The 18,588-nt window shown below is 72.4% G+C and carries 17 protein-coding genes and 2 pseudogenes; 13 read left to right on the forward strand and 6 right to left on the reverse strand.

Translation table 11 applies throughout. The annotated features are described in order from the left end of the window. Nucleotides 1-8 precede the first annotated feature (8 nt). Entirely contained in the window at nucleotides 9-782 is a 774-nt protein-coding gene (locus AC061S_RS32840) for a protein phosphatase 2C domain-containing protein (protein WP_478689530.1), read from the reverse strand. A gap of 415 nt (nucleotides 783-1,197) precedes the next feature. Between AC061S_RS32840 and AC061S_RS32845 the strand changes: the two genes are divergently transcribed. From AC061S_RS32845 to AC061S_RS32865, 5 genes are read left to right on the forward strand one after another with little or no spacing between them, the layout of a single operon-like run. Beyond that, nucleotides 1,198-4,110, forward strand: coding sequence for a sensor histidine kinase (locus tag AC061S_RS32845; protein WP_478689531.1), 2,913 nt, complete (start codon nucleotides 1,198-1,200; stop codon nucleotides 4,108-4,110). Further along, nucleotides 4,107-4,598, forward strand: a complete 492-nt coding sequence (locus tag AC061S_RS32850; protein WP_478689532.1) for a roadblock/LC7 domain-containing protein — start codon at nucleotides 4,107-4,109, stop codon at nucleotides 4,596-4,598. Before AC061S_RS32845 ends, AC061S_RS32850 begins: the two co-directional genes overlap by 4 nt. Further along, on the forward strand, nucleotides 4,595-4,984 hold the full coding sequence (locus tag AC061S_RS32855; protein ID WP_478689533.1) for a DUF742 domain-containing protein: 390 nt from the start codon (nucleotides 4,595-4,597) through the stop codon (nucleotides 4,982-4,984). Before AC061S_RS32850 ends, AC061S_RS32855 begins: the two co-directional genes overlap by 4 nt. After that, nucleotides 4,965-5,654: a GTP-binding protein gene (locus tag AC061S_RS32860; protein WP_478689534.1), complete on the forward strand. Its 690-nt coding sequence runs from the start codon at nucleotides 4,965-4,967 to the stop codon at nucleotides 5,652-5,654. The genes AC061S_RS32855 and AC061S_RS32860 overlap by 20 nt, the downstream gene beginning before the upstream one ends. A gap of 11 nt (nucleotides 5,655-5,665) precedes the next feature. Next, nucleotides 5,666-6,916 (forward strand): styrene monooxygenase/indole monooxygenase family protein, encoded by a 1,251-nt coding sequence (locus tag AC061S_RS32865; protein ID WP_478689535.1) that lies wholly within the window; start codon nucleotides 5,666-5,668, stop codon nucleotides 6,914-6,916. Here AC061S_RS32865 and AC061S_RS32870 read toward each other — a convergent pair. Further along, complete coding sequence (locus AC061S_RS32870) at nucleotides 6,877-8,118, reverse strand: C40 family peptidase (protein WP_478689536.1); 1,242 nt, start codon at nucleotides 8,116-8,118, stop codon at nucleotides 6,877-6,879. The genes AC061S_RS32865 and AC061S_RS32870 overlap by 40 nt on opposite strands. Nucleotides 8,119-8,307: 189 nt before the next feature. Between AC061S_RS32870 and AC061S_RS32875 the strand changes: the two genes are divergently transcribed. Together AC061S_RS32875 and AC061S_RS32880 are read left to right on the forward strand one after the other, a co-directional pair. Then, on the forward strand, nucleotides 8,308-8,961 hold the full coding sequence (locus AC061S_RS32875; protein WP_478689537.1) for an RNA polymerase sigma factor: 654 nt from the start codon (nucleotides 8,308-8,310) through the stop codon (nucleotides 8,959-8,961). Next, entirely contained in the window at nucleotides 8,958-9,605 is a 648-nt protein-coding gene (locus AC061S_RS32880) for a hypothetical protein (RefSeq protein ID WP_478689538.1), read from the forward strand. Before AC061S_RS32875 ends, AC061S_RS32880 begins: the two co-directional genes overlap by 4 nt. Nucleotides 9,606-9,652: 47 nt before the next feature. Here AC061S_RS32880 and AC061S_RS32885 read toward each other — a convergent pair whose 3' ends face one another. Both AC061S_RS32885 and AC061S_RS32890 read right to left on the reverse strand, forming a co-directional pair. Beyond that, nucleotides 9,653-10,090, reverse strand: coding sequence for an SHOCT domain-containing protein (locus AC061S_RS32885; protein WP_478689539.1), 438 nt, complete (start codon nucleotides 10,088-10,090; stop codon nucleotides 9,653-9,655). Beyond that, entirely contained in the window at nucleotides 10,090-10,479 is a 390-nt protein-coding gene (locus tag AC061S_RS32890; protein WP_478689540.1) for a DUF6325 family protein, read from the reverse strand. Before AC061S_RS32890 ends, AC061S_RS32885 begins: the two co-directional genes overlap by 1 nt. A gap of 22 nt (nucleotides 10,480-10,501) precedes the next feature. Here AC061S_RS32890 and AC061S_RS32895 point away from each other — a divergent pair. The 4 genes and pseudogenes from AC061S_RS32895 to AC061S_RS32910 all read left to right on the forward strand — a co-directional run. Next, nucleotides 10,502-10,663 (forward strand): annotated as a pseudogene (locus AC061S_RS32895) (zinc ribbon domain-containing protein); the annotation flags it as partial. 145 nt (nucleotides 10,664-10,808) lie between these two features. Beyond that, a complete protein-coding gene (locus tag AC061S_RS32900) occupies nucleotides 10,809-12,179 on the forward strand; it encodes an FtsW/RodA/SpoVE family cell cycle protein (RefSeq protein WP_478689541.1) in 1,371 nt (456 codons plus the stop codon). Next, the gene (locus AC061S_RS32905; protein WP_478689542.1) at nucleotides 12,176-13,636 is read left to right on the forward strand and encodes a penicillin-binding transpeptidase domain-containing protein; all 1,461 of its coding nucleotides are present in this window, start codon (nucleotides 12,176-12,178) and stop codon (nucleotides 13,634-13,636) included. Before AC061S_RS32900 ends, AC061S_RS32905 begins: the two co-directional genes overlap by 4 nt. A 332-nt stretch (nucleotides 13,637-13,968) precedes the next feature. Then, the gene (locus AC061S_RS32910) at nucleotides 13,969-14,145 is read left to right on the forward strand and encodes a hypothetical protein (RefSeq protein ID WP_478689543.1); all 177 of its coding nucleotides are present in this window, start codon (nucleotides 13,969-13,971) and stop codon (nucleotides 14,143-14,145) included. Nucleotides 14,146-14,172: 27 nt separating this feature from the next. Here AC061S_RS32910 and AC061S_RS32915 read toward each other — a convergent pair whose 3' ends face one another. Then, nucleotides 14,173-15,279 (reverse strand): ferritin-like domain-containing protein, encoded by a 1,107-nt coding sequence (locus tag AC061S_RS32915; RefSeq protein ID WP_478689544.1) that lies wholly within the window; start codon nucleotides 15,277-15,279, stop codon nucleotides 14,173-14,175. 186 nt (nucleotides 15,280-15,465) lie between these two features. Here AC061S_RS32915 and AC061S_RS32920 point away from each other — a divergent pair, with 186 nt between their 5' ends. Then, nucleotides 15,466-16,401, forward strand: a complete 936-nt coding sequence (locus AC061S_RS32920; protein WP_478689545.1) for an AurF N-oxygenase family protein — start codon at nucleotides 15,466-15,468, stop codon at nucleotides 16,399-16,401. A 74-nt stretch (nucleotides 16,402-16,475) separates the two neighbouring features. On the opposite strand, the pseudogene AC061S_RS32925 reads toward AC061S_RS32920, so the two are convergent. After that, nucleotides 16,476-17,635 (reverse strand): annotated as a pseudogene (locus AC061S_RS32925) (RNA-guided endonuclease InsQ/TnpB family protein). Nucleotides 17,636-17,870: 235 nt separating this feature from the next. Between AC061S_RS32925 and AC061S_RS32930 the strand changes: the two are divergent. Next, nucleotides 17,871-18,587, forward strand: coding sequence for a TetR/AcrR family transcriptional regulator (locus AC061S_RS32930; RefSeq protein WP_382970522.1), 717 nt, complete (start codon nucleotides 17,871-17,873; stop codon nucleotides 18,585-18,587). Nucleotide 18,588: the final 1 nt, after the last annotated feature.

Consider the following 18,588-nt stretch of genomic DNA (forward strand, 5'->3'; position numbering starts at 1 on the left):
GCCCGCCCCTACAACTCCGCGTAGGCCGCCGACGCGTCGTCGTGGCGCTTGTCGCGGCGGTGCGCTCGGCCCGGGTCCGATTCCAGCGTGCGGACCCGGTCGATCAGGGACTGCGCGCCCTCCTTGCGCAGCACGGCCAGGCATGCGGACCAGTCGCCCTCCCCGAAGGTGTCCGTCCACCGGCTGGCCCCGTCCGTGAGCGCCGCCAGCGCCCGGACCTCCGCACGCGGTGTCCGCCCGGTCACCGCCCGGGCCGCCACCTCCGGGTCCGCGGCGGCGGTGAAGAAGCCGCCCTCGGCGTTGCGCAGCGCGTCGGCGGAGGCCTCCGTGCGCAGCCGCTCGCGCGGGATCCGGTCCAGCCGGTCGTCGAGGACCGCGCGCACCTCGCCTCCGGGCGCCTGGAGGAGGAGTACGGAGTCCGAGAGCACCAGGTGTTCGACCCAGAACTCGTCCCAGCGGACCACGACCACCGTCGCCTGCGGCGTCCGGACGTGAGAAAGGTCACACGTGTCGCGATGGGCCTCCGCGGTGGCGCGAATGGCCTCGGCCAGGACCCGTTCGAGGGGCATGTCCCGGCGCGATCCGGACAGTTCGGTCAATCGGCCGCCCAGTCGTGCCGCGAACCATGGAACTCCGTGCACGCATCCGACCTCGCCCGGAGGTGGGGTGACCCCGTCGAGGGCGACCAGGACTCCGCCGCCCGAGGCGGGGATCGCGGCCGACAACCAGTCCTCGTTGGGGCGTTCCGGGTTGCCTGGCACGGAGGAGAGATCGATGCGCATGCGGACATTCTGCCTGCGCGGGGCCCGTAAGGGCGGGAGCGGTCGGGGAAGGTCCGGACCAAAGTGGGGCGGGTGGGGCGGGAAGGGACTGCCGGGGTCAGCGGTGTGACCCTCGGCATGTGGGCGGGCATCCTGCCAAAAGCCGCATCGATCTTTCAACCACCCGTCCACGGAGGGGCTCTGACAGCCGATTGCCGAGTTGGTCGCCCACTCTTCCGTGCTGTTCACTCCTTCGTGTGGCCGGGCGGGCGATGTGCGGCCCTCCTCCCAACTCACTGCGAGGGTCTGAAGCGGTACGGCGGTACGGCGCGGCGGTACAACGGAGGCGGGGGACCGTTTGCGGTGACCGGCCGTCACCCCGGCCCCACCAGGCAACGAGCACGAGCAGCACACGTAAACAGGATTGCGAGCACCGGTGCAGAAGAAGCGGCCTCGGAAGAACGGCACCGTCGCGAACGGCACCGCAGCCGACGGCACCGCACCCGACCGACGAGCCCCCGACGGCCCGTTCGCCGCGACCGCGACCGCGACCGCCCCCGCAGGGCGCCGCGTCCGCGTGCGCCGCCGGCTGGTCATCGGGGTCGCCGTGGCCGGGCTCGCCGTCCTCGCGGCGGGAGCGCCCGCCGTCCTGTCCGCCTCCGCGGACCTGAAGGACTCCCAGCACCTGGTCAACCTCGCCGACCAGAGCCGGCAGACCCTCACCCTGGCCCACCTGCTCGGAGACGAGCGCGACGCCGTCACCGCGTACGTGGCCAAGGGCCGCCCCGGCGGCGCCCAGGGAGCCCAGGCCGCGGTCCAGGAACGCGCCGCGGGCACCGACCGCCAGCTCGCCGAGGTCCAGGCCGACGCCGACGAGGAACTCGCCCGGGCCCTCGGCCGGGTCGGCGCCGTCCGCACCGAGGCCGTCCAGGGCAAGGACAGCGCCCTCGCCGCCCACCAGGCCTACTCCGGCGTCATCGCCGAACTCCTCGCACCGAGCGGCCGGCTCGCCGAGCTGACCCCGCCGCGCGCCGCGGACGCCCTCGTCACCACCCGCCCCCTGGCCCCCCTCGGGCAGGCCGTGGAGCAGGCCGCCGCCACCCGCGGACTGCTGCTCGCCGCGCTGTCCGTGCCGGGCGGCGAGCGGCAGCCGGGTGCCGCCTTCGTGGACGAGCTCACCGCCGCCGCCCAGCGGGCGCGCGTACGGGAGCAGGGCGCGCTCGACGACTTCGCGCGGGCCGCGCGTCCCGACGTACGCCAGAGCCTGACCGCCACCGTCACCGGACCCGAGGTCAAGACGGCCGACGACTACCTCAAGCGGCTCACCGACCGGCCCGCCCTCTCCGCCGCCGACCGCAAGCTCGACCCCGGCACCGTCGGACCGGCCCTCACCGCCCGCGTCGACCGGATGCGCTCGGTCGAGGCCACCCTCGCCGGCCAGCGCGCCACCGCGCTTGCCGCGCTGCGCGACGACGACGTGACCGCGCTGGAGGTCATGGTCGCCTCCCTCGGCGTGCTGTTCCTCGTCACCCTCGGCATCTCCACGGCCATCGCACGCTCCCTGACCCGCCCGCTGTCGGTCCTGCGGCGCGGCGCGGCGCGGCTGGCGACGCCGGAGGGCTCGGTGGAGCCGGTCCGGTTCACGGGCCGCAACGACGAGTTCGCCGAGGTGGTGCGCCACCTCAACGCGGTACGCGACCAGACGGTCTCCCTGCACACCCGGATCGCCGGACTCGACGCCGACCGGCGCCGCCTCATCGGCCGCAACGAGGCGCTCTCGGCCGGCCGCGAGGCGCTGGAGGGAGAGCTCGCGCAGCTGCGGGCGGGGCTGGAAGAGCACCGCCGCATCATGTCGACCACGTCCGTATCGCTGTCCCTGCGGACCCTGGGGCTCGTCGAACGCCAACTCGCCGTCATCGAGGAGCTGGAGTCCGAGGAGCCGGATCCGGACCGCCTCTCCACCCTCTTCAAGCTCGACCACCTGGCGACGGTGATGCGCCGCCACAACGAGAACCTGCTGGTCCTCGCCGGCCAGGAACACGGCCACGGGCAGGGCCTGCCGGTGCCGCTGGTCGACGTCATGCGCGCGGCGGTCAGCGAGATCGAGCGCTACGAGCGCGTGGACCTCGGCGTGCTGCCCTCGTACACGCAGGTCGCCGGGCACGCCGCCGACGACATCTCGCACGTACTGGCGGAGCTGCTGGAGAACGCGACGACCTTCTCGCCGCCGGACGCCAAGGTGAAGGTGTCCGGCTGGCTGCTGGACTCCGGCGACGTGGTGCTGTCCGTCGTCGACGAGGGCATCGGGATCACCGGGGACCGGCTGGCCACGCTGAACGAGCGGCTGGCCACGCCGGACGCGTACGACGAGGAACCCGAGTCGGAACACGGCCTGGGCCTCGGCCTGTACGTGGCCGGGCGGCTCGCCGCCCGGCACGGGGTCAGCGCCGAGCTGCGCACCCCGCGGCACGGCGGTACGGAGGCCCTGGTCGTCGTACCGGCGACGCTGCTGCCCGCCACCCCGCCGGCTTCGCCGGTCCACACCCTGGGCGCGCCGGGCGCACCTGCTCTGCACCTGCCCGGGGTGATCGCGGAGGCCAACGAGAACACCCTCCCCTCGCGCGTACGGGGCCCTGCCGCCGCCGCGCCCGAGGCAGCGGCGGCTCCGGCCCGGCCGGAGCCCGCCCTTGAGGCGTCCCCGGAGCCTCACCCGGCCCCGGAGCCGTCTGCGGAGCCCACCCCGGCCCCGGAGTTCTCGGCCGAGCTGGCCGTGGCCGCGCCCGAAGCCGCTGCTGCGGAGCCGGCCGTCACGGCGGCCCCGGCCCCCGCCCCGACCCCGGCCCCCGCCTCCTTCCCCGAGCCGGAGCCCGCGCACGAGACCGCACGGGCCTCCGCCGCGGAGCCGCCCGCCCGGGTGGCCCCGGAGCCCGTCCCGGCGGCGTTCGCGCCTCCGGCCGGTCAGCTGCCGCCCACGGAGCAGGTGTTCCGGGTCCCGGCACCGGTCGAGGTCCCCGCCGAGCAGGTGTTCCGCGTACCGCCGCAGGCCGACGCGCCCGCCGACGACGCCCAGGCCCCGAGCGGGCCCGAGCCGGAGGAAGTCCTCACCGACAAGGGGCTCCCCAAGCGGAGCCCCCGCGTGGTCGCCGCCGGGCGCGGGGACGAGGAGCGCCCGGCGCCGGGCCGGGTGGACGCCGACGAGCTGCGCCGCCGCCTCGGCGGGTTCTACCGGGGTGCCCAGGACGGGCGCCGCGTCGTGGAGGCCGAGCTCGCGCAGGACCGCCGGCAGGACCCGCCGCAGGACCAGGGGCAGACCGACCGGGGGGACACCGCACAGGAGGCACGCACATGAACGCGTCCAGTACGTACGGACTGAGCACCCAGGCACGCAACCTTCAGTGGCTGCTGACCGACCTCGTCGAGGAGGTCCCCGGGGTCAACTCGGTGGCCGTCGTGTCCTCGGACGGGCTCCTCCTGCTGTCCTCCGATCCCGTGGCGCCCGACACGCCTGCCGCACCCTCCGACCCCGCCCGCCCCAAGGGCCCCCGCGGCGCGTCCGCCGACCTCGCGACCATCGTCTCCGGCCTCGGCTCGCTCACCACGGGCGCCGCCGCCCTGATGGACGGCGGCTCGGTCAAGCAGACGATGGTGGCCATGGAGCACGGTTCCGTGTTCGTCATGTCCATCAGCGACGGCTCGCTCCTCGGCGTACACGCCACGCCCGACTGCGACATGAGCGTCGTCGCCTACCACATGGCCTTGTTCGTGGGCCGCGCCGGCCACGTCCTGACCCCCGAAGTCCGCAGTGAGCTGCGCCAGTCGATGGAGAACACCCCGTGAGGAGTCCGGCCTCCGACCGGCTGCCGATACGCGGCGCCGATCGCCGTCCCGCCCGCGTACGCCCGTACTCCCTGACGGGCGGCCGCACCCGCTTCACGCAGATCCTGCACGTCGAGACCTTCGTCGCGGCCCTCGACACCAAGGTGTCCGAGCCGCAGAAGCCCGACCGGATGCCGGAGATGCCGGCGATCGTCGAGGTCTGCCGCCGCATGCGCACGATCGCCGAGATCGCCGCACTGCTGAAGCTGCCGCTCGGCGTGGTCCGCGTCCTGGTCAGCGACCTCGCCGACCAGGGCAGGATCCGTGTCTACGGGACCGGGCACGGCAGCGGCCGTCCCGACCGCGCTCTGCTCGAAAGGGTGCTCAGTGGGCTCCGCCGTCTCTGAAACCGGTCTCTTCTCCCCGCACACGGACCCGCACACGGACCCGAAGCCGGCCTCGGGTCCGAACCAGGATCCGAACCCGGCCCCGGACGAGCCCGTACAGCCCTGGCAGTACGACCGCTCGCGCGCGCCCGTCGCCGTGAAGGTGCTGGTGGCGGGCGGTTTCGGGGTGGGCAAGACCACGTTCGTCGGTTCCGTCTCCGAGATCCGGCCGCTGCGCACCGAGGCGGTGATGACCGAGGCCGCCGCTCCGACCGACGACCTGTCGGCGACCCCGGACAAGCACACCACCACCGTCGCCATGGACTTCGGCCGCGTCACGCTCGACGACGACCTCGTCCTGTACGTGTACGGGACCCCCGGCCAGGAACGCTTCTGGTTCATGTGGGACGACCTGGTGCGCGGCGCCGTCGGGGGGATCGTCCTCGCGGACACGCGGCGGCTGCGCGACTGCTTCCCGGCGCTCGACTACTTCGAGAGCTGCGGGCTGCCGTACGCCGTGGCCGTCAACCACTTCGAGGGCACGCCTTCGTACGCACCGGAGGACGTGCGGGAGGCGCTGACGATACCGGCGCGCGTACCCGTCGTGATCATGGACGCGCGGCGCCGGGTCACGGTACTGGAATCCCTGATGACCCTCGTGGGCCACGCCCTCGACTCGACCCCCGAATAGAGAACGTGCAGATGCGCAAGATACTCGTCGTCGGCGCCGGCCAGTCCGGTCTCCAGCTCGCCCTCGGACTCCAGGCGAAGGGGTACGAGGTCACCCTCATGTCCAACCGGACGGCGGACGAGATCCGCACCGGGCGGGTCATGTCCACCCAGTGCATGTTCGACACGGCGCTCCAGTGCGAGCGGGACCTCCAGCTGAACTTCTGGGAGCAGCAGGCGCCGAAGATCGAGGGCCTGGGCGTCTCGGTCGCCGCCCCCGACGGCGGCCGCGCCATCGACTGGCTCGGCAAGCTGAAGGGCTTCGCCCAGTCCGTCGACCAGCGCGTGAAGATGGCCGGCTGGCTCGACACCTTCGCGCAGCGCGGCGGCCAGCTGGTCATCCACGGCGCGTCCGTCTCCGACCTGGACTTCTTCTCCCGTACGTACGACCTGGTGCTGGTCGCGGCCGGCAAGGGCGAGCTGGTGTCGCTGTTCGGCCGGGACGCGGCCCGCTCCCCGTACGACGCCCCGCAGCGCGCGCTCGCCGTGTCGTACGTGCACGGCCTGGCACCGCGCCCCGAGCACCCGGAGACGGAGGCCGTGCGCTGCAACCTGGTCCCGGGCGTCGGCGAGCTGTTCGTGATGCCGACGCTGACCACCTCCGGGCGGGCCGACATCCTGTTCTGGGAAGGGATCCCGGGCGGACCCCTGGACGCCTTCGGCGGCGTGAAGGACCCGGCGGACCACCTTGCGCTGACGCTGGAACTGATGGAGAAGTTCACTCCCTGGGAGTACGCACGGGCGACGAAGGTGGAGCTGACGGACGCGGGCGCCACGCTCGCCGGGCGGTACGCCCCCGTCGTCCGCAACCCCGTCGGCCGGCTGCCGGGCGGCGGGCTGGTGCTGGGCGTGGCCGACGTGGTCGTCGCCAACGACCCGATCACAGGGCAGGGTTCGAACTCCGCCGCCAAGTGCGCTGCCTCGTACCTCTCGTCGATCCTCATGCACGGGGACAACCCGTTCGACGAGGCGTGGATGAAGGCGACCTTCGACAAGTACTGGTTCACCAGCGGCAAGCCCGCCACCCAGTGGACGAACGCCATGCTCGGCGTCCCGCCGGAGCACGTGCTGAACCTGCTCGGCGCGGCCGGGCAGCTCCAGCCGGTGGCGGACCGCTTCGCCAACGGCTTCGACAACCCGGCCGACTTCGACGCGTACTTCTACGACCCCGAGGACGCGGCGGACTACCTGGCGGACGTCGCGGGCGCCCCGGCCTCCGCGTAACCCGTGTCGTCCCCCGCCGTCGCGTCCTCGGACAGCGGCGGCGGGCTGAAGGCGGGCAGCGGCGCCCCGTCGGGGTCCGGCCGTACCGCGCCCAGCAGCGGGTTCGCGGCGATCGGGGAGACCTTCACCTTCGCGCCCGGCCGGGGCGCCTGGATGACCTTGCCGTCGCCGACGTACAGGGCCACGTGGGTGGCGGTCGGGAAGTACACCACCAGGTCGCCGGGGCGCAGTTCGTCCAGCGGCACCTTGGGCAGCCGGGCCCACTGCTCCTGACTGGTCCGGGGGATCTCGCGGCCCGCGTGCGCCCAGGCCTGCGAGGTCAGCCCGGAGCAGTCGAAGGAGGCCGGCCCCTCGGCTCCCCAGACGTACGGCTTCCCGATCTGGGCGGCCGCGTACGTGAGGGCCGTGCCGCCGGCCGCGGTGGGGTTGCGGAGCGGCGCGCCGGCGCTGCCCAGCTTCCCCGAATCGATCAGCTCCCGCTGCGCGGCGGCGGTGTCCCCGGCTTCCCGCGCGGCGAGCTCGGTGAGCTGGGCGGGGGTGAGCGAGGCCAGCATCCGCTCGACCTCCTTGAGCTGCGCGGCGGCCTCCTCCTTGCGCTCCTTGGTCTCGGCGGTCAGCTTCTGCTCGGAGTCCAGGGCCTTGCGGGCGGCGGTGGCGAGGGTGTCGGCCTGCTGCTCGCCCCGGGTGAGCCGGTCCAGCACGGCGGCCCGCCGGGCACCCTCGCGCTCCGCGACCCGGCGCTGTTCCAGGGCCCCTTGGGGGTCGCCGGCGAACAGCATCCGGGCGTACGGGGAGAACCCGCGGGCCCCCTTGTACTGCTCGCGCGCCAGCCGGCCCGTGGTGGTCTGGGCGTCGGTGACGGCGGTACGGGCCTTCCCGAGCTCGGTGCTGAGCCGGGCCTCCTCGCGCTGCCGGGCGGTCAGGGCGGTCTCGGCGGCGTTGTAGGCCTCGGTGGCCTGCTCGGCCTGCTGGTAGAGGCCTTGGAGGCGGGTGAGGAGGACGCCCACGGGTTCGGTGGGGGTGGTGGGGGCGCCCGGGGCGCCGGGGATGCCGGGTGCCGCGGGGGTGTCCGGTGCGGCGGGTGCCTCGGGTGCGGCGGGCGCTGCGGGCTCGGCGTGGGCGAGGGGCAACGGGCCGACCGTGACGAGGGCTGCGGCGAGGCACGCGGCGCGAAGCAGCCGACGTCTGCGTCGTCGTGACATGGGGTCACCTCCTGGCGGCCGATGCTGCCATGCGCGGTATGACAAATCGCCCACCCGGGGCGGCCGTGCCGCTCCGCTCACCCGGTCGGCGTACGCCCGCCGGCCGGACCCGATGAAACGCTTGATGCGGCTTTCGCCAAGTAATGGGTGAGGGGCCGACGGGGCCCGGGAGACCAGGGGAGGGACCAGGTGAACAGCGCACACGAGGACGACGCGGGGGCGGGCGGCGCGCGGACGGCCGACAGGGGGAAGGGCTCCGGGTGGGCGGGGGCGGGGCCACCACCGGATCTCCGGACGCCGGAGGGGTTCGGCGCGTTCTACGAGGAGCACATCGACGCCGTGCTCGGCTTCGTCACCCGGCGGGTCACCGACCCGCACCTGGCGGCGGACCTCACGGCCGACATCTTCCTCGCCGCGTTGAAGGACGCGGCCGGCTATCGGCCCGACAGGGGAGTGCCGATCGCCTGGCTCTACGGGATCGCGCGCAATGTGCTGGCCAGTCATGCCCGTGCGGGAGCCCGCGAGCGAGGAGCGCTGCAGCGGCTCAGCGGCCGCAGGCTGCTCGACGACCAGGACGTGGCGGCCCTGGAGGAGCGCATAGACGCACAGCGGGCCTTCCGCGCCCTGGCCGAGCGGCATGCCGCCCTGTCGGAGCCGCTGCGGGCCGCGCTCGACCTGGTCGTCGTCGACGGCCTCACCCCGGCCGAGGCCGCCCAGGCCCTCGGCGTCACCCAGGCCACCGTCCGGGTCCGCCTGCACCGCGCCCGCCGCGCGCTGCGCACCCCGGCCGACGCCGACGTCCCCGCTTCCGTTCCGGCACACCAGTTGGAGGTAGCCCGATGAGCACCAGGCCCACTGCGTTCGAGGAGCGACTGAAGGCGGAGCTCGTGGCGATAGCCGCCGCCCGGGCGGAGCTCGACGGCCGCGCGGACTTCGCCGCCGGCTCGCCTGCCCGGCGGTTCCGGATACCGCTGATCGTCGGGCTGGCGGCGACGGCGGCCGTGGCGTCGATCGCCTTGCCGGTCATGGGAGGCCAGGGGGGTGGTTCGGCGGCGTACGCGCTGACCAAGGGCGAGGACGGCACCATCACCGTCAAGCTCTTCAACTCGGAGGGGCTCCCGGGCCTGGAGCGGGAGCTCCGGGGCCTGGGTGTCCCGGTGGTGGTGATCCAGCGGAAGCCGGCGGCGGAATGCGACGAGCCCGGCGGCGGGTTCGACGGACCCGTCTGGAACGAAGAGCGTCAGGCCTGGGAGCCGTACGAGGACGTCCTCGACGCGAATGCCGCCGAACCGGTACTGAGGATCAACTCCGAGACGGTGAAGCCGGGGCACACCTTGGTGCTCGTCAGGCCGGTCAAGGCGTCCAGCGACGGTACGACCGACGGCATGGGCTTCGGCACGATGGAGACCTCCCGGCTGCCGTCCTGCATACCGGACTTCGTGTACTCCCTGCCTGAGGGGCAGCTGCAGGGCGCGCCCCAGGAGTAGGCGAGCGGATGTCTTCGGGGCGGTCCGACGGGGAGCCCGGCCCGGGGTCAGCCGGCCAGCAGGCGGGCCTTGGCCGCCGAGAACTCCTCCGGGGTGAGCAGGCCTTCGCGGGCCAGGGCGGCCAGTTGGGTCAGGCGGTCGGTCAGATCGGCTCCGGGGGAGGCCGGTCCCACGACTCCCGGGCCGATATGCGGATCGGGTCGGGCGGCCGCAGGCTCCCGGCGGGCGGAGGGGGCCGCCGGGGGCGAGGGGGCCGGGCCGGGATGCGGGTACGGGGCGGGCGCAGGTGCGGGGGCCGGGGTCGCGCCGGGGGGCGCGGCCGGTGCGGGGGCCGGAGCCGTGTCGGTCTGCGGCTGCGCGGCCGTCGCCGGGTGCTGGGCCGCGTCCCAGACGTAGGCCCCCCGCGCCAGGATTCCGCGCAGCAGGGGGTGGCCCGAGGGGCGCTGGGAGGGGTTCACCACGGAGCCGATGGGGCGGATGAACATCAGGCCACCCCCAGCCGGTCGGCCGGGAGGCGGACCGCTCCGGCGATCCGGCCGCCCGCCGCGCGGACGGCGATGGCGGCATCCTCGGCCCACACGTGCTCGACGACCAGGAGGAGGGCGCAGCTGCCGCGGTCCATCAGTTCAGCCGATTCCCTGACGTCCTCCGGGCCGATCAGCGGGGCCGCCTCCCGGTGCGCGAGCAGGCCCCGGAGTTCGACGAACTCGTCGAACTCCACCGACAGCACCTCGCCGGACGCGGTCTTGGTGGCCACCAGCCCGTCGATCAGCCGCACCACCCCGGCCTTGCGCAGCCCCATCACCGCCTCGACCGCGGCGACCCGCAGCTGTTCTTCCGGAAAGGCTAGGACGATGAACTCCGTAGGTCCCATCAGAAACTCCTTCGCTGGGTACTCCCGGACATGCCCCGAATGCGGGCACGTCGCCAAGGAGAACCGGCCCGCACAGGAAAAGTTCCACTGCGTCTCGTGCGGCCACCAGGCGCACGCCGACGTCGTAGGGGCTTCCAACGTCTTGCGGGCCGGGCTGGCCCGTCGCGAAGCCCAACCGGCTTAGCGAGAAGCCCCCACCTTTAGGTGGGGGAGTAGTCACGAGAGGAGACTCCTGATCCACTACTTCAATTCCGACCAGTTCTGACGACTCTTCGGCACACTATGACATAAGCGGACATACGGCCCGGCTCCTTGCTACGTTTCCCCGTATGACCGCTCTGACGGCGAAGGTGACGGAACCCGCCCCGCCACCGCCCCCCGACGCCCGTGCGCCCAAGCGTCGTGGAGTCGAGCTGTCCCTGCTCTTCGGCGCCGTCCTGATCTCCGTCCTCGGCCACCTCTCCGTGGGGCTCGCCACCACCGGCCGCGTCCCCGCGGCCGCCACGCATTACGCCGCCGGCCTCGCCGTGGCCGCGCTCGTCGCCCACCTCGCCGTCCGCCTGTACGCCCCGTACGCCGATCCGCTGCTGCTCCCGATCGCGGTCCTGCTCAACGGCCTCGGCCTCGTCCTCATCCAGCGCCTCGACGCCACCACTCCCGGAAACGCCACCGCCGGAGAGCAACTGCGCTGGTCCGCCCTCGGGATGGTGCTCTTCGTCCTCGTCGTCGCGCTGCTGCGCGACCACCGGGTGCTGCAGAAGTACGCGTACCTGTCCGTCGCCGTGGCGCTCGTGCTGATGCTCGTGCCCGTCTTCTTCCCGGCCGTGAACGGAGCGCACATCTGGATCCGGTTCGCCGGGCTCTCCTTCCAGCCGGGGGAGTTCGCCAAGATCCTGCTCGCCGTCTTCTTCGCCTCCTACCTCGCGGCGAACCGCACCGCCCTGGCCCTCACCGGGCGCACCCTCTTCTGGAAGCTGAGGCTGCTGCCCGGCCGGGTGCTCGGCCCGATCCTCGCCATCTGGCTGCTCTCCGTCGGCGTGCTCGTCCTGGAGCGCGACCTCGGTACCTCGCTGCTCTTCTTCGGCCTCTTCGTGATCATGCTGTTCACGGCCACCGGCCGGATCGGCTGGATCGCGATCGGGCTGCTGCTCGCGGCCGTGGGCGCGTACGCCGTCGGGACGTTCGAGCCGCACGTGAACAGCCGCGTGGACGACTGGCTGAATCCTTTCGCCTCCATCGAGCGCGGCGACGGTCCCGGCCAGCTCGCCCAGTCCCTCTTCGCCTTCGGGGCCGGCGGACTGCTCGGCGCCGGGCTCGGCCACGGCCAGTCCTTCCTCATCGGATTCGCGGCCAAATCGGACTTCATCCTCGCCACCGCCGGGGAGGAGCTCGGCCTCGTCGGCCTCACCGCGATCCTGCTCCTCTACGGGCTCCTCGTCGCCCGCGGTTTCCGCGCCGGGCTGGCGCTGCGCGACCCCTTCGGCCGCCTCCTCGCCACCGGACTCGCCTCGATCGTCGCGCTCCAGGTGTTCGTCATCGCCGGCGGAGTCACCGGCCTGATCCCGCTGACCGGCATGGCCATGCCCTTCCTCGCCCAGGGCGGCTCCTCCGTGGTCACCAACTGGATCATCGTCGCCCTCCTCGTCCGGCTCAGCGACAGCGCCCGCAGACCCGGACCGGCCGAGGAGGCCGAAGCGTGATCCGCTACATCCGCTGGTGCGCGTACTTCTGCGCCCTGCTGCTCGTCGCCCTGCTGGTCAACGTCGGCCGCGTACAGGTCTGGGAGGCCGCGGGTTACGGCGCCAACCCGGCCAACAAACGCCCCGCCATCGAGCGGTACGCCGAACCGCGCGGGGACATCACCGTCGACGGCCGTCCCGTCACCGGCTCCCGGGACAGCCGCCAACTGCTGCGCTACGAGCGCACGTACAAGAACGGCCCGCTCTACGCGCCCGTCACCGGCTTCGCCTCCCAGACCTACGGGACCAGCTTCCTGGAACGCGCCGAGGACCCGGTCCTCTCCGGTACCGACCCCGGGCTCTCGGCCTTCCCGCTCTGGTACGAGCTCTCGCGCGGCCGCCCGGGCGGAGGCAATGCCGCCACCACGATCCGGGCGAACATGCAGCTGGCCGCGTACACCGGGCTCGCGGGCAAGCGGGGCGCGGTCGCCGCCGTGGAGCCGGCCACGGGCAAGATCCTCGCGCTGGTCAGCAGCCCCTCCTACGACCCCGCGCTGCTCTCCGGCACGGGGCCGCGGGTCAAGGAGGCCTGGGAGAAGCTCAACGGGGACCCCGCCAAGCCGATGCTCAACCGCGCGCTGCGCGAGACGTACCCGCCCGGCTCCACGTTCAAGATCGTGACCGCGGCCGCCGCCCTCGACGCGGGCGTGGTCACCGACGTGGACGCGCCGACCGAGACCCCGGACCCCTACCCCCTGCCCGGCACCAGCACCCTGCTGCCGAACGCCGGCACGGGCTGCGCCGACGCCTCGATGGCGGACGCGGTGCAGTGGTCGTGCAACACGGTGATGGCGAAGATCGGCGTGCAGGTCGGGCTGCGCGGGATGACGGAGGCGGCACGGCGGTTCGGCTTCAACGACGCGGGGCTGCGGGTGCCGGCCTGGGTGTCGCGGTCGAACTTCGACACCGACATGAGCCCCGACCAGCTGGCCCTGTCCTCGATCGGCCAGTTCAACACCAAGGCCACCCCGTTGCAGATGGCGATGGTGGCGGCGGCCGTCGCCAACGGCGGGGAGCTCAAGTCCCCCTACCTGGTCGACCGCACGACACAGGACGACGGCGACCCGGTCCGCCGCGCCGACCAGCACAGCCTGGGCCGGGCCATGACCCCGCTGACCGCGATGCGGATGCAGGAGCTCATGGTGAAGGTGGTGGAGCACGGCACCGGCCGCAACGCGGCGATCCCCGGCGCCGTGGTCGGCGGCAAGACCGGCACGGCCCAGCACGGAGTCGGCAATGCGGGCACCCCGTACGCCTGGTTCATCTCCTGGGCCAAGCCGGAGGGCGGCCGGCCGCCGGCCGTGGCGGTCGCGGTGGTCGTCGAGGACGCGTCGGCCGTCCGCGGGGACATCAGCGGCAACGGCGCGGCCGCGCCGATCGCCCGCGCGGTGATGGAGGCGGCGCTGTCCGCCCGGTGAAGCGGCGCGGTGAGGGGGTGCCACGGGCGGTCCCGGCGCGGGATTGCTAACCTCCGCGATCATGGGGAGAACCGCCTGGGCGAGCAGGTGTTGGGGTGGGGCCGCGCTGCTGTGCGCGGCGTCCGCGCTGTGGTGGATGCTGCTCGGTGCGAGCACCTCGGTGTACCGGCCGGAGGTGATGGTCCTCGGGGCGGCGGCCCTGGTGCTGGCCGCGGGGTGGGTGTGGTCGGGTTCCCGGCCGGTCCGGATCGCGCCGCCCCGGGGCCCACTGGCCCTGGCTCGGCGGTCTGCTGGCGTCCTACGGCCTCGTCGTCTTCGTGATGGTGACCCCGATGCCCTGGGGCGCCACGCTGGGGACGGCCGTACTCGCGGCGGCCGTGGCCGTGGCGGCCTTCGTGGTGCTCGTGCGGCGACGGGAGGAACTCTCGCACCGGACGGGCCGCTGGGAGGTCCACGAAACCCGCGACCCGGAACTGGGACCCGACCCCGACGCCCCGCCCACTGCCTAGCGTGCCGGCCACCCAGCCGCCGGCCGCCTAGCCCGCCGCCCCCTCCGCGATGGCCTCGGCCACCTCCGCCACCCGCTGCTCCTCCTCGGCCGCGAACCGCTCCCGGTCGAGGGCCTCGGCGATCTCCTCGTCCTGGCTCATCAGCAGGTCCAGGTTGGAGTTGCCCATCTCGAAGACGCCCATGTCCAGGTACGCCTTCTGCAGCCGCTCACCCCACAGCCCGATGTCCTTCACGCACGGCACGATCCGGCTGAACAGCAGCTTGCGGAAGAGCGCCAGGAACTCCGACCGCTCGCTGAACTCCTCCGCCTCGACGCGCGAGATGCCGAAGTTCTCCAGTACCTCCACCCCGCGCAGCCGGTCCCGCATCAGGTAGCAGCCCTCGATCACGAACTCCTCGCGCTCGCGCAGCTCGGCGTCCGACAACTGCTTGTAGTAGTCGCGCAGGGCCATCCGCCCGAACGCCACGTGCCGTGCCTCGTCCTGCATCACGTAGGCCAGGATCTGCTTGGGCAGCGGCTTGTTCGTGGTGTCGCGGATCATCCCGAAGGCGGCCAGCGCCAGTCCCTCGATGAGCACCTGCATGCCCAGGTACGGCATGTCCCAGCGGGAATCGCGCAGGGTGTCGCCGAGCAGCCCCTGGAGGCTGTCGTTGATCGGGTAGAGCATGCCGATCTTCTCGTGCAGGAACCGCCCGAAGATCTCCGCGTGCCGGGCCTCGTCCATGGTCTGCGTGGCGGAGTAGAACTTCGCGTCCAGGTCCGGCACCGACTCGACGATGCGCGCCGCGCACACCATCGCGCCCTGCTCGCCGTGCAGGAACTGGCTGAAGTTCCAAGCGCTGTAGTGCCGGCGCAGCTCGCCGCGGTCCCGTTCCGTGAGCTTGGCCCAGTGCCGGGTGCCGTGCAGCGGAAGCGCCTCGTCCGGGGTGCCCAGGGGATCGTACGGGTCGACCTCGATGTCCCAGTCGATGCGCTTGGCGCCGTCCCACTGCTTGTCCTTGCCCTTCTGGTAGAGGGCCAGCAGCCGCTCGCGGCCGCCGTCGTACTCCCAGCTGAAACGGGCGTTGCCGGAGGCGGGGACCGGCCAGACGGTCTCGCCCGGATCGTTGGTGTAGAGCTCGTGCGTCGACACTGACGCCCCCTCGTCTCACGTAGCCGCGTACTTGCGTGTACTTCCGTACGGGACCGGACAGTTGGCAGCGTCACACGTTGGTAGACGCGCGGTCAACAAGTCGTGTGCGAGGGATTGACGGTCTTGCTGACAGGCAGTCTCATAAGGAGTGACCGCCGGTAACTCGACGACGAGGTGTCCGAAGCCATGACCACCGTGACCGAACGAGCCGAGCTGCGCGACGCCCTCGGCCTGCTCAAGGACCGCGAGCAGATCGCCGAGCGGCTGCTCGAATCCTCGGCGAAGCACTCCTTCGACCCGGACAAGGAACTCGACTGGGACGCCCCGCCCATCGACGGCAAGTACTACTGGCCGCCCGAGCTGCTCTCCCTCTTCGACACCCCGCTCTGGAAGAAGATGGGCGAGGAGCAGCGCATCGAACTGTCCCGCCACGAGGCGGCGGCCCTCGGCTCGATCGGCATCTGGTTCGAGATCATCCTCATGCAGCTCCTGGTCCGGCACATCTACGACAAGTCCCTGACCAGCAATCACGTCCGGTACGCACTCACCGAGATCGCCGACGAGTGCCGCCACTCGATGATGTTCGCCCGCATGATCAAGACGGACGGAGCCCCCGCGTACCCGGTCTCCCGCACCAACCACAACCTCGCCCGCGTCCTGAAGACCGTCTCCACCACCCCCGGCTCCTTCGCCTGCACCCTCCTCGGCGAGGAGGTCCTCGACTGGATGCAGCGCCTGACCTTCCCGGACGAGCGTGTCCAGCCCCTCGTACGCGGAGTCACCCGCATCCACGTCATCGAAGAGGCGCGCCACGTCCGCTACGCCCGCGAGGAACTGCGCCGCCAGATGCTCACGGCCCCGCGCTGGGAGCAGGAACTCACCCGCGTGAGCTGCGGCCAGGCCGCCCGCGTCTTCTCGCAGGCCTTCGTCAACCCCCAGGTCTACGACAACATCGGCCTCGACCGGCGCGAGGCGCTCGCCCAGGTCAAGGCGAGCGGCCACCGCCGGGAGGTCATGCAGACCGGAGCCAAGCGGCTCACCGACTTCCTGGACGACATCGGCGTGATGCGGGGAGTCGGCCGCAAGCTCTGGAAGAGCTCGGGCCTCCTCGCGTCAACTTGACCCGATCCCGAAGGGCCGGGCTTGGAGGTAGGGCGCCACTGGCTGTGGTGTGGCCTCCTCCGTCCGGAGCACCCCTACGGGGTGGCTGGGACGCGTGACTCACGCCCCGCGGTCCACACGGCTTCGCCTTTGCGGGCGAGGTTGTGGGACGCGTTGTCGTCCGCGTGCAGGATGACGCCGCAGGCGCGGCACGCGAACGTTGCTTGATCGACCCGGTTCTTCCGGTCGATGTGTCCGCATTCGGAGCACTGCCTCTCGTGTACGCCGGATCGACGTACACGAGAGGCACCCCGGCCCGCAGCGCCTTGTAGGCGATGAACTGGCCGAGCTGGTGGAAGCTCCACGCATGCAGTTGTGTCCGCTGGTCCTTGCGGAGCCGTACCCGTTCGCGGATGTCTGTGAGGTCTTCCAGGGCGATAGCCCGTCCGGTGCGTTCAGCGGTGGCGACGATCTTCTTGGCGATGATGTGGTTGGTGTTCGCGGCGTGCCGCGCCTCTTTGCGGCTGCGGTGCTTGAGGCGCCGTTTGGCGGACTGGGTGCCCTTGGCCTGGAGCTTGCGACGCAGTTCCAGCTGCCGCTTGCGGTGCCGGTTCACACCGCGCCCGGCAGCCCGGTAGCCGGTGGATGTGGTGGCGATGTTGACGATGCCGAGGTCCACGCCGATGAACCCGGACGGGTTCTCGTTGACCGGGGCCTCGGGGATCTCGCACACCGCGATCAGGTAGAACACGCCGTCGCGTTCGATCAGGTCCGACTCTCCCTTGCGGTTCTCGCGGAGCATCTTGAGCGCGTTCGCGGAGCAGGCGAAGCGGATGTTTTTGAGCCGCCCCGGCGGAGTCCAGATGCTGACGGTCCGCGCTTCGTACTGCCAGGACAGGCACCGGTCGTCGTACGGGTGCGCGGCCTCGGAGCGGAAGACGATCGGTTTCGATTCCGCCTTGACCCTGCGGTTCGATCCGGGCCTGCCGAGGTTCCCCGCCCGGATGTTCGCCTTCAACGTGGTGTAGGCGTCGCGCACCTTCTTGATCGTGTGCTGCGCGGCTTGCGCCCCGAGACCGGAGGCCTTCAGCTCGGCGTAGGTGTGCTTCCGCAGTTCGTACTCACGCGGCACGCCGTGCTCGAACGCCACGGCGGACACCCAGTTGGCCCGTTCGTTGACCATGCGCAGGGTCGCTGACAGCGCGGATGCCTGCGCGGCATCCGGCAACAGCTTCACCTGCGCAACAACCTTCACGCAGAACACGCTAGAAGGACCTGCCGGAGCGCATCAACCTGAGGCCAGAACAGTCACGCAGCGCACTCCGGCGCTCCGCGCCTCCCGGGTCAGGGATGAGCTCCTCCCAGGCGTAAACGCCGGGGTTCCTCGCAAGAATCCGCTGAAGCCGCCGGGCGCGAAGGGATCCAGGCTGAAGCGACCCCGCCCGAAGAGACCCCACCTCAAGCCAGGCAGGTGCGGCTACCCTGCGGACATGACAGCCGTACGGGCGTACCGCAGGATGAGCGTCGAGGAGCGCCGGGCCCAGCTCCTCGACGCGGCCCTGACGCTGTTCGCACACCGGGCGCCGGAGGAGGTCTCGCTGGACGACGTGGCCGAGGCCGCCGGCGTCTCGCGCCCCCTCGTCTACCGCTACTTCCCCGGCGGGAAGCAGCAGCTCTACGAGGCCGCCCTGCGCTCGGCCGCCGACGTCCTGCGGCTCTGCTTCGCCGAACCCCAGGCCGGTCCCCTGACCCAGCGGCTCTCCCGGGCCCTGGACCGGTACTTGGCCTTCGTCGACGAACACGACGCCGGTTTCTCCGCCCTCCTCCAGGGCGGCAGCGTGGTCGAAACCTCCCGCACCACCGCCACCGTCGACGGCATCCGCCGGGCGGCCGCCGAGGCCATCCTCTTCCACCTGGGCGTGCCGGCCCCCGGCCCCCGCCTGCGGATGATGGTGCGCACGTGGATCACGGCGGTCGAGGCCGCCTCGCTGATCTGGATCGACGAGGGCAAGCAGCCGGAGATCGACTCGCTCCGGGACTGGCTGGTGGACCAGTTCATCGCCCTCCTCACGGCCACGGCCGCCACCGACCCGGAAACGGCCGCGGCGGCCCGCGCCGCCCTCGCGCTCGAATCGGCCGACGGTCCGGTGGGGGTCCTGGCCCGCAGGGTGATCCCCGTGGTCTCCGAGGCGGCCCACCTGCTGTGAT

Source organism: Streptomyces sp. CA189, assembly GCF_056428985.1.